The sequence below is a fragment of the Paenibacillus sp. CR_12 genome (assembly GCF_041953985.1).
In the GTDB taxonomy this organism is placed as follows: Bacteria; Bacillota; Bacilli; order Paenibacillales; family Paenibacillaceae; genus Paenibacillus_AQ; species Paenibacillus_AQ lautus_A.
On sequence record NZ_JAVFHO010000013.1, the window covers coordinates 43,531 to 55,429 of the forward strand.

The 11,899-nt window shown below is 56.6% G+C and carries 12 protein-coding genes and 1 riboswitch; of the genes, 1 reads left to right on the forward strand and 11 read right to left on the reverse strand.

Going from position 1 to position 11,899, the window contains the following annotated elements:
• Positions 1–34: 34 nt before the first annotated feature.
• The 10 genes from cobS to cobD all read right to left on the reverse strand — a co-directional run bounded on the left by cobS (position 35) and on the right by cobD (position 9,644).
• Complete coding sequence (gene cobS / locus RB297_RS29470; RefSeq protein ID WP_015737179.1) at positions 35–856, reverse strand: adenosylcobinamide-GDP ribazoletransferase; 822 nt, start codon at positions 854–856, stop codon at positions 35–37.
• Entirely contained in the window at positions 853–1,431 is a 579-nt protein-coding gene (gene cobU / locus RB297_RS29475) for a bifunctional adenosylcobinamide kinase/adenosylcobinamide-phosphate guanylyltransferase (protein ID WP_277746811.1), read from the reverse strand. The genes cobS and cobU overlap by 4 nt, the downstream gene beginning before the upstream one ends.
• Positions 1,428–2,498 (reverse strand): nicotinate-nucleotide--dimethylbenzimidazole phosphoribosyltransferase, encoded by a 1,071-nt coding sequence (cobT, locus tag RB297_RS29480; protein ID WP_375122022.1) that lies wholly within the window; start codon positions 2,496–2,498, stop codon positions 1,428–1,430. Before cobT ends, cobU begins: the two co-directional genes overlap by 4 nt.
• 65 nt (positions 2,499–2,563) lie before the next feature.
• Positions 2,564–3,349, reverse strand: coding sequence for an ABC transporter ATP-binding protein (locus RB297_RS29485; RefSeq protein ID WP_375122023.1), 786 nt, complete (start codon positions 3,347–3,349; stop codon positions 2,564–2,566).
• On the reverse strand, positions 3,346–4,392 hold the full coding sequence (locus RB297_RS29490) for a FecCD family ABC transporter permease (RefSeq protein WP_096776458.1): 1,047 nt from the start codon (positions 4,390–4,392) through the stop codon (positions 3,346–3,348). Before RB297_RS29490 ends, RB297_RS29485 begins: the two co-directional genes overlap by 4 nt.
• Positions 4,389–5,393 carry an ABC transporter substrate-binding protein gene (locus RB297_RS29495; protein ID WP_375122024.1) on the reverse strand — a complete coding sequence of 335 codons (1,005 nt, stop codon included), beginning with the start codon at positions 5,391–5,393 and terminating at the stop codon, positions 4,389–4,391. Before RB297_RS29495 ends, RB297_RS29490 begins: the two co-directional genes overlap by 4 nt.
• Before the next feature lie 256 nt (positions 5,394–5,649).
• A riboswitch (cobalamin riboswitch) is annotated at positions 5,650–5,851 on the reverse strand.
• A gap of 152 nt (positions 5,852–6,003) precedes the next feature.
• The gene (locus RB297_RS29500) at positions 6,004–6,738 is read right to left on the reverse strand and encodes a histidine phosphatase family protein (RefSeq protein ID WP_375122025.1); all 735 of its coding nucleotides are present in this window, start codon (positions 6,736–6,738) and stop codon (positions 6,004–6,006) included.
• Complete coding sequence (cbiB, locus tag RB297_RS29505) at positions 6,729–7,706, reverse strand: adenosylcobinamide-phosphate synthase CbiB (protein ID WP_375122026.1); 978 nt, start codon at positions 7,704–7,706, stop codon at positions 6,729–6,731. The genes RB297_RS29500 and cbiB overlap by 10 nt, the downstream gene beginning before the upstream one ends.
• Complete coding sequence (locus RB297_RS29510; protein WP_375122027.1) at positions 7,703–8,437, reverse strand: adenosylcobinamide amidohydrolase; 735 nt, start codon at positions 8,435–8,437, stop codon at positions 7,703–7,705. The genes cbiB and RB297_RS29510 overlap by 4 nt, the downstream gene beginning before the upstream one ends.
• Positions 8,438–8,519: 82 nt before the next feature.
• Positions 8,520–9,644, reverse strand: a complete 1,125-nt coding sequence (gene cobD, locus RB297_RS29515) for a threonine-phosphate decarboxylase CobD (RefSeq protein WP_375122028.1) — start codon at positions 9,642–9,644, stop codon at positions 8,520–8,522.
• A gap of 175 nt (positions 9,645–9,819) precedes the next feature.
• Between cobD and lplA the strand changes: the two genes are divergently transcribed.
• A complete protein-coding gene (gene lplA, locus RB297_RS29520; protein ID WP_375122029.1) occupies positions 9,820–10,821 on the forward strand; it encodes a lipoate--protein ligase in 1,002 nt (333 codons plus the stop codon).
• Between the two features lie 89 nt (positions 10,822–10,910).
• On the opposite strand, the gene RB297_RS29525 is transcribed toward lplA, so the two are convergent.
• A complete protein-coding gene (locus RB297_RS29525) occupies positions 10,911–11,621 on the reverse strand; it encodes a metal-dependent hydrolase (RefSeq protein ID WP_015737190.1) in 711 nt (236 codons plus the stop codon).
• Between the last annotated feature and the right edge of the window lie 278 nt (positions 11,622–11,899).

The following is an 11,899-nucleotide window of genomic DNA, read 5'->3' on the forward strand; positions in this document are numbered from 1 at the left end:
GATCGGAATACAACCGCATTGCTCTACTATCATATCATGTAAACTTCAAAAGGAGAACTACCAAAATTAACACAATCGTTTCAATCCATTCATTCAACGCCCCATAGGTATCTCCCGTCAATCCCCCGAGTCTTCGGCTCATCCGTTCGGCCGTCAAACTTCCAACGGCCCAGGCTGCCAACGGGATGACGAGGATTCCTCCGATTCCGATCGCCGCAAGATCCAGTGTGCTTGTCGTGCACCAGAGAAGGCCTATGACGACCAGCGTTAACAGGATCGCGACTATGCCTGCCAGCGACCTCCTTCTAACGGACAGTCCGTGAAACAAAGCTGCCAGCCCCTCGCTTCCCCGTGCCATCGGCCATCGATACATGGCGTGGACCATAAACCAGCGGCTCCAGACCGGAGCGAGCACCAGCAGCCACGCTTCTTGCTTCCATACCCCCTCAGACAAATCCCAAACGGACATGATTAAGGAAGCTTTCAGAAGGAGCAGCAGCATGCAGGCCATGACCCCCATCGCGCCTACCCGGCTATCCTTCATAATTTCAAGCATTCGTTCGCGCGACCGATGGCTCAGCAGCGCATCCGCGCTGTCCATCCAGCCATCGAGATGAAGCCCTCCGGTTAACGCTACCCATGCAGCCAGCAGGATGACGGCAGCAGGAAAGGAAGGCAGCACAAAGCTTAAGCCCAGTCCCAATGCGGCAACGATAACACCTATGACTGCCCCTACGAAAGGATAAAAAACGACGCTCCGCTGTTGAACTTCGGGTGTAAAGGGAATTTCCCTCCGCACGGGAAGCCTCGATAAAAATTGAAAAGCGGCCGCAGCCGCTTCGATCATCTTGCTCATATCCGATACTCCCTGCTCTTGATTTCCATTGGAATTCCCGCGGTCACCAGAAATACCTCGTCACAGACCTGGGCCAGTCGTTGATTCATGATCCCTGCCCAGTCGCGATAAATCCGGCCCAGCGGATATTCGGGTACAATCCCTGAACCCACTTCGTTTGTTACCAATATAACCATGCCCGGGTATACCTGAACCGCTCTTGCCAGCCTGCCGATTTGAAGCCCCAGCCGCTCTTCCATGACGGCCGTGCCTTCAGGTTCGGCCTGCAGCAGCACGTTCGTAAGCCACAGCGTCAGGCAATCCACTACCACCGCAGGGGCGTCCGAGGCAGACTGGCCGAGCGTTTCCAGCAATTCGGGCAGAGCGACAGGCTCCTCCACCGTCTGCCAACCATAGGCTCTATCCTGCCTGCGGTCTTGATGAATACGGATCCGTTCCCGCATCTCATCGTCATAGGCTTGCGCAGTCGCTATATATGTACCGGAATCGGCGCGCTTCATGCACAGCTTCTCCGCGAACGAGCTCTTCCCGCTCCTCGCTCCGCCCGTAACCAACACGCTTCCACGATGACTCATACGGCTCCTCCGCTGATGCCGGCGCTCTCAAACGTCGCCATCTCGTTCACGATCCTGCACGCCGCCTCGACCAGATGAAGGCACAGCACACCGCCCGTCCCCTCGCCAAGACGCATGTCCATTTGAAGCATCGGCTGGAGTCCCAGCTCTTTCAGCAGAAGAACATGCGCCTGTTCATGCGAAACATGGGAAGCAATCATATAAGGAAGGGCATCCGGGCAGATCGATTTGGCAACCAACGCCGCGGCACTGGATATGAATCCGTCAATGATGACAGGACATCCATGAGCAGCCGCCCCCAGAATCAATCCGGCCAATCCGCCGATTTCGAAGCCCCCGACTTTGGCCAGCACGTCGAGCGGGTCGGCGGCATGAGGCGCATTGACTTGTATCGCCCGTTCCACAACCCGAATCTTATGGTTCAGCCGTTCATCCGTCACGCCGGTTCCTCGTCCCACAACCTCGGATGGCTGCTTGCCGGACAGAACCGAGAAAATAGCCGCGCTTGGCGTCGTGTTCCCGATGCCCATCTCTCCGGTTACGAACATCTGCGTGCCTTGTTTAACCAGCTCTGCCGCCACCTCAGCTCCGGTCACTACGGATTGCAGCGCTTCTTCCCTTGTCATTGCGGGTCCTTTGGCCATATTGGCGGTTCCTCTGCCAATGTTCCGGGACAGGAGCCTCTCATGGGTCAGCTCGGTCGCTACGCCGATATCCACGCAATGAACGTCTGCCCCCGCTTGACGGGCCAGCACGTTAACGGCCGCCCCTCCATTCAGGAAGTTCATCACCATTTGGGGCGTCACCTCGGCCGGAAATGCGCTGATTCCTTCATCACACACCCCATGATCGCCAGCCATGACAACCACGGATGTTTTGGTAAACGAGGGCTTCATTTTCCCCGTGATTCCCGCTAATTGGATCGCCAGCGACTCCAGCTTGCCCAAACTGCCCGGAGGTTTCGTCAACGTATCCAAATAGGCGGCGGTTTCCGCCTGCGCTTCGGCATCCAGCGGTTTAACGTTAGCGGTAATTCCCTTCAAACGACTTGTGAGTGTATCCGTCAATGAAACGGCCTCCTTCCTCTTGCTCCTAAATCTTACAACGCGGCTGAACCTGCGGCAACACCGCTTTAGGACCAGTTGCTGTTCGCCGTTAACAGCACCTCCGGAGCCCCATTCTCGGGATGGGTCACGATGGAGGGCTCCACCCGGAAAATCCGTCGGATATACGCTGCCGTCAGCACGTCCTCCGGCTTGCCCGCCCCTGCGATCCGTCCCTGATCCAGAACCAGCAGTTTATCGCAGAATTGAGCCGCCAGATTGAGGTCATGCAGTACGCTGATCACCGTTATGCCGGACGAGTTCCGCCACTCCGCCACCATATCCATGAACTGAAGCTGATAGCGGATATCCAGATAGGTCGTCGGTTCGTCCAGCATCAGCAGCGAAGGCTCCTGGACCATCACCTTGCCCAAAGCGACACGCTGGCGCTGTCCTCCGCTTAACTCGGTAAGCCGGCGCTCCTCCAGGCCGTTCAGATCCAGCTTTCGAATAACGGCCTCGATAAGCGGGGCCGCATCCTTATCCTCACGGCCAAGCCAGTTCAAGAACGGGAATCGTCCCATCTCCAGCACGTCCCGGACGGTAAAATCGGTAGGGTCGAGTCCCTCCTGCTGCAGCACCGCCACGATTCGGGCCAGTGCCTTCCGGTTATAGCGTCCAAGCTCCTTGCCCAGAAGCGTCACGCTTCCTTCCGTAGGACTTTCCACGCCGGATAACAGCTGCATGAGGGTGGACTTGCCGCTGCCGTTCGGTCCGATGATCCCCCACCATTCCCCTTCGGCAATGTGAAGGTCCACCCCGGATAGAATCGACGCCTTGCCATAGGCTTTGCCAAGCCCTTGGGCCGTAATCATGATAACCCCTCCCTGCGCCGTTTTTTGTTCCGGTACAGCAGATAAGCAAAGAACGGAGCGCCTATGAATGCCGTGACCACCCCGAGCGGGATTTCCGTCGGCGCCAAGACGGAGCGTGCTGCCGTATCGCACCAAACCATGAAAATCGCGCCGCCCAGCGCCGACAGGGGAACAATCACGCGGTAATCGGAGCCGGTGATCAGCCGAATCATATGCGGTACTACAAGCCCGACGAACCCGATCACGCCGGAAACCGATACGGCTGCCGCGGCAAGCAGGGTAGCGACGATCAGCACGCTGGTCTTCAGACGATCGACATTCAATCCCATATGAGCGGCCTGCCGTTCCCCGAGCGACAAAATGTTAAGCGCCCGCGACCTGCTCCATAGATATACGAAACCCGCTGCAAAATACGGGAAAAGGATGGCCGTATACGACCATCCGCGCATGCTCAGGCTTCCCATCGTCCAGTACAGGATTTGGTTCACCGTATCTTTGGACATCACCGTCAGAAACGAAACGACGGCGCCCAGAAACGACTGCATCACCACCCCGGACAGGATGAGCCCATGGATCGGCAGTTTTCCTTGATCCCTTGCCAGCAGCAAAACGGCCCATAGGGTGCCTGCTCCGGTCAGAAACGCTACAACCGGCAGTGTATAACCTCCGGCAAAGGAATATTCCATTCCGAAAAAAATCAGGGATGCCGCGCCAAGCGCAGCACCCGAGGACACACCGAGCGTAAACGGATCCGCCAGCGGATTGCGAAGCACGCCTTGAAAGGCGGCCCCGGCCACCGCCAGGGAGGCTCCAACAAGCATCCCGAGCAGGATCCGCGGCAATCTCACCTTCATCAGGATTTGCTCGGAGGAAGCTTCCCAGCCTGGAACGATGGAATCGCCGATTCCCGGCAGCCGGTGCAGCAGCATCGCTCCAATCTCTCTCACAGGCAGGTGAACGGAGCCGATTCCGAGACTGACAACCAAGGTCAGCAGTAAAAGGATCAGGCCGGCCGCACCGAATCCTGCAAGTTTTTTACTCATGGATTCATCAATTCCGGATAAACGGCCTTCGCCACTTCCATCAGTCCTTGCGTCACGCGCGGGCCCGGACGGCTGAGCAGATTGGCATCCACGGAAATGACCTGATCGTTCTTGATGGCTTCGATCTGATCCCAGCCGCCGCGCTCCTTGATCAGCTGATCCAATGTTTTCTTGGTGGCTTCGTCCACCACATCGTCCGTGTACAGAATAACGTCCGGGTTCGCGGCGATGATGTTCTCCTCGCTGATTTCGAACCAGCCTTCCGCATCGCCGGCTGCATTGACGCCGCCAGCTGCGGTAATGATCTCATCCATGAACTCGCCTTTGCCGACGGTCCATCCCGGAGAGAACTCCACGTACACTTTCTTCTTGTCTTCATCCTTCACGGATTTCACGGCTTCCGTAACGGCAGCCAATTCCTGCTTCATCTGATCGACGACCGCTTTCGCCTCGGCTTGACGGTCCGTAATTTGACCGATCAGCTCGATGTTCTCCATCACCGCATCGATGGTTTTCGGATCGTTGACGAACAGCGTAACGCCAAGCTCGCGCAATTTCTCGGCATTCTGGGCATTCATCGAAGCCGCGAATACCACATCGGCGTCGGCTGCGATGATCGCCTCTTCATTCACCTGGAACCCGCCCAGTTTAGGCTTGGATTTGGCCGCTTCGGGGTAATCGTCGTTATCGGATACGCCAACGATCTCCTCATCCAGTCCCAATGCAAACAGTTTTTCCGTCTCGGACGGAGTCAGGGACGCAATCTTGGTCGGCGCTTTCTCAAACGTCATTTCCACGCCCGTTGTATCCTTGACGGTCAGCGGATACGTGGTCTTAAGCTCTTCCGCCGATTCCGCCGGCGCTTCGTTATTCTGCTCTTGCTGCTGTGCCGGCGGCGTCGCATCCTTCGGTGCTGCTTCTTCACCGCCGCAGCCGATCAAGGCCAGGGCCATCAGTATGGCTACCAGAAGTACGGACCATGTTTTGTTTAATGCTTTCATCTCTTGGAATCCCCCTAAACATAATTGAGAACCTGGCGCAGGCGTGTCTAAATTCCTTCGACCGATCCTTAACTGGTAAGAAACGTTCAATCTTCATACCCTAAGAAGCAAAAATCCCCGACTCCTCGATGACAAGGACTCAGGGATTACGTTTGTATCATAAGGACGCCGGGATAACCGTTCAACGATGGCGCCTTAAACTTCCGTCCGCATGGCTCCATGCGTCCGGTAAACGTAATCCTCTCCTCGAAGGACCGTCTTTCATTCGCTGAGGGCAGGTCTCCTGACTTGCAGGTTGTAACGACTTCTCCGCCTTCCCAAGCGCTAAGGCTCAGTGGCATATGGAAAAGTCCCTGCTTCACAGTGGCGGGACCGTGCCGGACTTGCACCGGCTTCCCTATTAACCCGGCAGAAAACAATAACGCCCTCTGTCCGGGACCCTCGCAAATCATATGAATTTATGGATGATAGGCCAAGCATGGTTTCTCTGCACAAGATTATAGGCGATAAACCATCCCCTTACAACTGAAAGTTTCGGGCGTTTCGATTGCGTCATGACACCGATTTAGCCCGTTATCGCCTATTCCGACCGAAATCATACGTTTTCGTTTTATTCGCTTAACCGTACGCCCCGCCAGCTCGCTCCGTCCCATGTCAGCTGCAGCTTGAGAACCTCGCCCGGCATAACCGACGTCGCCCAGAATTCCGTATCCGGCACGGTAGCCGCTGCCATCTCCCGAATAACGCCGCCGTGGGTGACCACAAGCACGTCAACTCCTTCAGCGAGCGTTCCTCGGCCATCATCACCACGCCTGGCCTCTGCCTCTGCCTCTGCCTGCGAAAGGGGATCCGGAGCTTCCTCCATATGCAATAATTCCTTCACATCCAAATGCAATCCCGACAAAAAGGCCTGGACGCGGGAACCGAAAGCTTCCCAGCTCTCCCCGCTGGGCGGCGTAACTTCCGCAGGGTTATCGATCCAGCGCCGGTAGAGGGAATCCGTCTTCAAATCCTCGTAGGTCTTTCCTTCCCAATCCCCGAAATCCAGTTCGCGCAGCCGCGGGTCATATCGTACGCCCGTCATAAACTGGCCCAATATGTCATCATCAGGAACAGCACCCCTTTTTGAATCCGATAAAATCACATTGAGCGTCTGCCGGCAGCGGAGGAGATCGCTGCAATAGATCCGGACAAAATGCCTGCAGCGAAGTTCCTCCCGCAGCGGGAGGAGCTGTTCCCTTCCCTCAGCCAGAATTCCCTGATCCTCATGGCCGAGATAACGGCGCTCCTCGTTCCACAACGTGCGGCCGTGACGCACCAGATGCAGGCTGATCCTCATATCCATAGGCTTCCTCCTGCCGCGGCAGCAAGTCCGATCACCGCGGTACCCAGCATCGTAAACAAAACCGATACGCCTACAAGCAGACGGTTTGTCACCCGGATATCCTCCGCTTCGAGCGGTCGGTCGGGGTCCCCCATGTAAGCCCGGAACGAGATCACGCCTTGGTACGAATTTTCGCCTCCCAGGCGAATCCCCAGGGCACCGGCAACGGCCGATTCCGGGAAGCCGCTGTTCGGACTGGGATGCTTACGCGCATCTCGATTAACCATCTTGATCGCTTGTTTCCACTGCAGCGAGAACATCGCCGCCGCGATGGTCAACAGCCCGGCGGTCAGGCGTGCCGGTATCCAATTGGCGAGATCGTCGAGCCGGGCGGAGGCCCAGCCTAAATGCAGGTACTTCTCGTTTTTATAACCGACCATGGAATCCAGCGTATTCACGGCGCGGTAGGCCAACGCAAGCGGCGCCCCTCCGATCAGGGCAAAAAACAGCGGAGCGATGACCGCGTCCACGATATTTTCCGCAACCGTCTCCACCGTCCCCCGCACAATTTCCGGCTCATCCAGATGAGCGGTGTCCCTCCCGACCACCATGCTTAGCGCTTGCCTGGCCTCGGCGATATTCCCGGAACGAAGATGGCCGTAGACCTCCAATCCTGCCTCGCGCAGCCCCTTGATCGCAATCGTAGTCGCAATGAGAACGATCTCCGCACCCCAGGCAAGCCAAGGATGAATCGCTGCGCACAGCTCCAGCAGCAGCCAAGCCAGCACGAAGGAGCCGCCGGCCACGATCACCGGCAGCAATATCCCCGCCCGCTTCAGTCCCTGAGCGGAAATCGTCCGCTGGCGAATCCATCCTTCGACCCGGCGGATCGCCTTCCCCATGCCGATGACGGGATGCGGCAGCCATCTCGGATCTCCGATCAGCAGGTCCAGCGCCACCGCCGCCCATATGACCCATACGGCGGTCATATCCGATCTTCTCTTTCGGCGGCGATGCTCTCCGTGACGCTGTCGTAGACAAGACGTCCGATCATGCCGCCCAGATCGGTCGCGGTTCCGGCATAATGATGGTTCACGCCATAGGCTGTATTGCCGCTGACCGCAAGGACCATCGCATCCGTCGTCGTCCCCGTGGCGGCGGCTCCGGTTTCATGATCCTTCACCCCCAGGTCATGCAGCGCCGCGGCTTTCGCTTCGGCTGCCGTCAGCATGGCGTTCACCATGCAAGCCGGCGTCAGCCTTCCGTCCACCACCAGCACGACATTAATCGTGCCAGGCTGGTAAGCCGCGAAGGTCGTGCGTCTCGACCCGGCGCGGGCAGCATTGCCCACGCCCGCGGTAGTACAGCATAGAACGGAAGCTTGCTCGCCCCGAGCCTCCCGAATGGAGGCATATTTCAGTTTTACCGCCGTCATCAATCCTGCTGTGGAATCGGCCGGATAGCCGTGCCCAGCCATAAAGCTAACCATATCGTTTATCGGATCGCTGCAATCGTAATGCTTGTCGACATAACGGTTCACGATATGGTCCAAATGCAGAAAACCGCCGCCGTATATGGCGCTGCTTATGGACGCAGCCGGACTCGGAAGCGAGATCCGAATATGCGGATGCTGCTGCTCCGAATCCAAGGACACGATGGCTCCCGGCCATGCATCCGAGTTATATGGACGATTGCTGCCTTTCAGAAAAGGTACTGCCATGTTTTTTTCTCTCCCTGCTCCTTAAATATCTGAACCAACTGTACCTGTAGCGTTCTTCATATGGATCTGCTGCTAGAAATCCCTAAGTCGCGTCAGCAGAAGGATTTCCAAGGACCTCCGCGGTTATCGCCAGCAGTCTGTCGTTAGATCCGGCATCCTTAACGGCTAACCGGATGTGGCGCTCACCGAGGCCCGGGTACATGGCGCAGCTGCGGACGAGCACGCCCCGCCTGCCCATTTCCTGCTGGAACGTCCCTGCAGTCCAAGGCCGCGGAAGCTCCATCAGCAGAAAATTGGCCTCCCCCGGCGTAACGTCAAGCCCCAGCGCTCGTAAACCATGTATCAGCTTCTCGCGTTCCACGCGAATCAATTGCAGCGTGTCCAGTTCATATTCCCCGCCGCTGCCAAGACAAGCCTCTCCCGCAAGCAGCGCCAGTCCATTGACGCTCCACGTCACCTGTTTGCCTGCCATGGCGCGTATCACGTCGGGGTGGGCAACCGTAAACCCGAGCCGCAGGCCCGGTATCGCATAAAACTTGGTCATCGAACGGACAATGATCGTCCGCGGATAGTCCAGCAGTTCCGGCATCAACGTCTGTCTGTCCTCCGGCGGAATGAAATCGATGAAGGCCTCATCCAGCACCAGCCAGGTCCCTTCTTGCTCAGCGCATGCCGCCAGCTCGCGAATATCCTCCAGGCTGTACTGAACCCCGTTCGGATTGTTCGGCTGTCCCACAAATACGAGATCCGTGCAGGCGATCAGCTCCATCATATCCGCCTTGTCCGCACGCCAGTCCCGCTCCGGCTCCCCGCACACGGAGCGGATGTCCGAACCAAATTTCAAGGACAATTCCCGGTATTCGGAAAAACAGGGATCGACCACGCCGACCGTTCGGGGCTGCAGGCCCAGCAGCAGCAATGCCATGCATTCTGCAGCTCCATTTCCGACAAGAATGCACCGGGCATCGATGTCCAATTCCTCTGCAAGCAGCCTCTTGAATTCGCGGTGCCCCGGATCCGGATAACGAATCACCGCGCTCATCCCTTCTTCTAACGCTGCCATGACCCCTTGGGGCGGTCCTAGCGGGTTAATATTCGCGCTGTAATCCAGAAAAGCCGAGGCTGCCCTTCCATATGCAGCCGCCGCCGTCTCCACGTCCCCGCCGTGTCCGTACACCTCGATCAAAGGTTGGTTATTATCGCTCATAAGGGTTCCTCCCGTTCCATGCCCATGGCTCTTGCAAGCCCTGCCGTTATGTAATGCCATCATTATGTCGCTACCGTCCCTGACTCGTCAACATGGAATGCTTTGTCTCTGCCTTCAAATTGGTTTACAATAGTCTGGAAGCACCACATTTTGAATTGTGACGACGGAGGATGCTATGCTATTTATCGATAATCAGGGGATTCACGACCCATCCATCAACCTAGCGATTGAAGAATATGCGCTTAAGTACTTGTCCATGGACGAGAGCTACCTTCTCTTTTATATCAACAAGCCTTCCATCATCATCGGAAAGCATCAGAATACGATCGAAGAGATCAACCAGGAATACGTTCGCGACAACAACATCCAGGTTGTGCGCCGGCTGTCCGGCGGCGGAGCCGTGTACCACGATCTCGGCAACCTGAATTTCAGCTTCATTACGAAGGACGACGGCCAGTCGTTCCACAACTTCCTGAAGTTCACGCAGCCGGTCATCGACTTCCTGCAAAAGATGGGCGTGCCAGCCGAGCTCAGCGGCCGGAATGACCTGCAGGTCGGCGAGAAGAAAATTTCGGGGAACGCTCAGTTCTCGACGCGGGGACGCATGTTCAGCCACGGCACGCTCATGTTCGATCTGAATCTGGATGACGTGCAGGCCTCGCTGAATGCCAATCCGGAAAAGTTCAAATCCAAGAGCACCAAGTCCGTGCGCAGCCGCGTAGCTAACATCAAGGAGCTGCTTGGCACCGACATGACCATTGAACAGTTCCGCGCGGAGCTGCTTCGCTCGATCTTCGGGATGGAACCGGATCAAGTACCGCAATACGTGCTTCAGGAGAAGGATTGGGAGATCATCAACCAGATTTCGAAGGAACGCTACCAGAATTGGGATTGGAACTACGGGCTGTCCCCTGAGAGCAACGTGAAGCATGCGAGGAAGTTCCCGGTGGGCATCATCGATATCCGCATGGATATCCGTGAAGGGCATATCGGAGAGATTAAAATTTACGGCGATTTCTTCGGCGTCGGCGATGTTGCGGATATCGAGAATCTGCTTCGCGGCAAACGGTACGAAGAAACGGCGGTGCGCACCGCGCTATCCGGCATCGACGTCAAGCATTACTTCGGCAACCTCGAGCTCGACGATCTGATCGGCCTCATCTTTCTTGAGGAATAGATCCGACTGAAATCTAAATAAGCCTCTCGCCCCGTATGCATTGCATAAGGGCGGGAGGCTTTTTCATTGTAAAACTGCATATCCCGGATTTAAGAAGCCATAAACACGTACCAAACAAGGGCCAGCGTCAGCACAATGCAGGCATTCTCTACCGTGCGTCCCCATTTGCTTCCGGTGCTCATGATCTTCAGCTTGATTCTCCATTTGAACGGAGGAAGCGGACGGATTCCGCGGTTGGTCAGCGCATCTGCGAGCAAATGAATCGAGTAGGATAAACCGCCGGCAAACCATAGGCTTTCCCCGCCGATCTTGCCCTGTGACGCAAAATACAGCAAGCCCGTCCATCCGGCTGCGGCATAGACGGTATGGGTTAACCCCCGATGGGTCACCAAGGAGCCTGCAATCAGCACGCTGCCTGCGATCGTATTCCATGGGCTGAAGCCCTGCCCGAAGGAAATCAGTCCCAAGCCGATCAGGAACATGACGACATGGCGCAGCGTCCGGCTCGGCAGGTACGAAACAACCCCGATCAGCCCGGCCAGGGCGATATTCCAAGGCGCATACTCCTTGCCGTAGAATACGACGAATATGGCGGCCCCAATCATCGCCAGCTGTAGAATTCGCAGCAGCCCGGAAGGAATCGCCTTGCGCACCAGCAGGGAGTTGGGCTCGTCGATGTCGGGAAGCAGCGAGCTGACCAAAGCCACTGCCGCGGCAGGCAGCGTGACAGGCACTCCGCTCATGCCCATGACGGATAACGTGACCCCTGTGCTGATAATCAAATGAGCTCTGCCCATCATGATGACATTCTTCCTTTCTAAGCTCAATGCTGACTATGGAATCGATGGATCTCTTGCCGATCTCCACGTCCGATAGCCCAGGGTCATGAGAATATACGTTCGGTTCATTAGTATAGCAAAATCATCCTCTTTTTGTCTACCCCTTCCACTTTTGCAGGCTTAAAAATGGTTGTCCGATCCGCTCATATGGGATACAATTTGATCACTTGCCCATGGCTTACGCCCGGGGACGAAAGTACGGGAAGCTGCAATTTGAGTTTCGCATCATCGGAAAGGAT

Bases quoted from the DNA above. Each gene is read 5' to 3' on its own strand.
- RB297_RS29495 (WP_375122024.1), bottom strand. From the start codon at position 5,393: ATGAAAGCATTAAACAAAACATGGTCCGTACTTCTGGTAGCCATACTG.
- RB297_RS29490 (WP_096776458.1), bottom strand. From the start codon at position 4,392: ATGAGTAAAAAACTTGCAGGATTCGGTGCGGCCGGCCTGATCCTTTTA.
- RB297_RS29485 (WP_375122023.1), bottom strand. From the start codon at position 3,349: ATGATTACGGCCCAAGGGCTTGGCAAAGCCTATGGCAAGGCGTCGATT.
- cobD (WP_375122028.1), bottom strand. From the start codon at position 9,644: ATGAGCGATAATAACCAACCTTTGATCGAGGTGTACGGACACGGCGGG.
- cobS (WP_015737179.1), bottom strand. From the start codon at position 856: ATGAGCAAGATGATCGAAGCGGCTGCGGCCGCTTTTCAATTTTTATCG.
- RB297_RS29500 (WP_375122025.1), bottom strand. From the start codon at position 6,738: ATGGATATGAGGATCAGCCTGCATCTGGTGCGTCACGGCCGCACGTTG.
- cbiB (WP_375122026.1), bottom strand. From the start codon at position 7,706: ATGACCGCCGTATGGGTCATATGGGCGGCGGTGGCGCTGGACCTGCTG.
- lplA (WP_375122029.1), top strand. From the start codon at position 9,820: ATGCTATTTATCGATAATCAGGGGATTCACGACCCATCCATCAACCTA.
- RB297_RS29510 (WP_375122027.1), bottom strand. From the start codon at position 8,437: ATGGCAGTACCTTTTCTGAAAGGCAGCAATCGTCCATATAACTCGGAT.
- RB297_RS29525 (WP_015737190.1), bottom strand. From the start codon at position 11,621: ATGATGGGCAGAGCTCATTTGATTATCAGCACAGGGGTCACGTTATCC.
- cobU (WP_277746811.1), bottom strand. From the start codon at position 1,431: ATGAGTCATCGTGGAAGCGTGTTGGTTACGGGCGGAGCGAGGAGCGGG.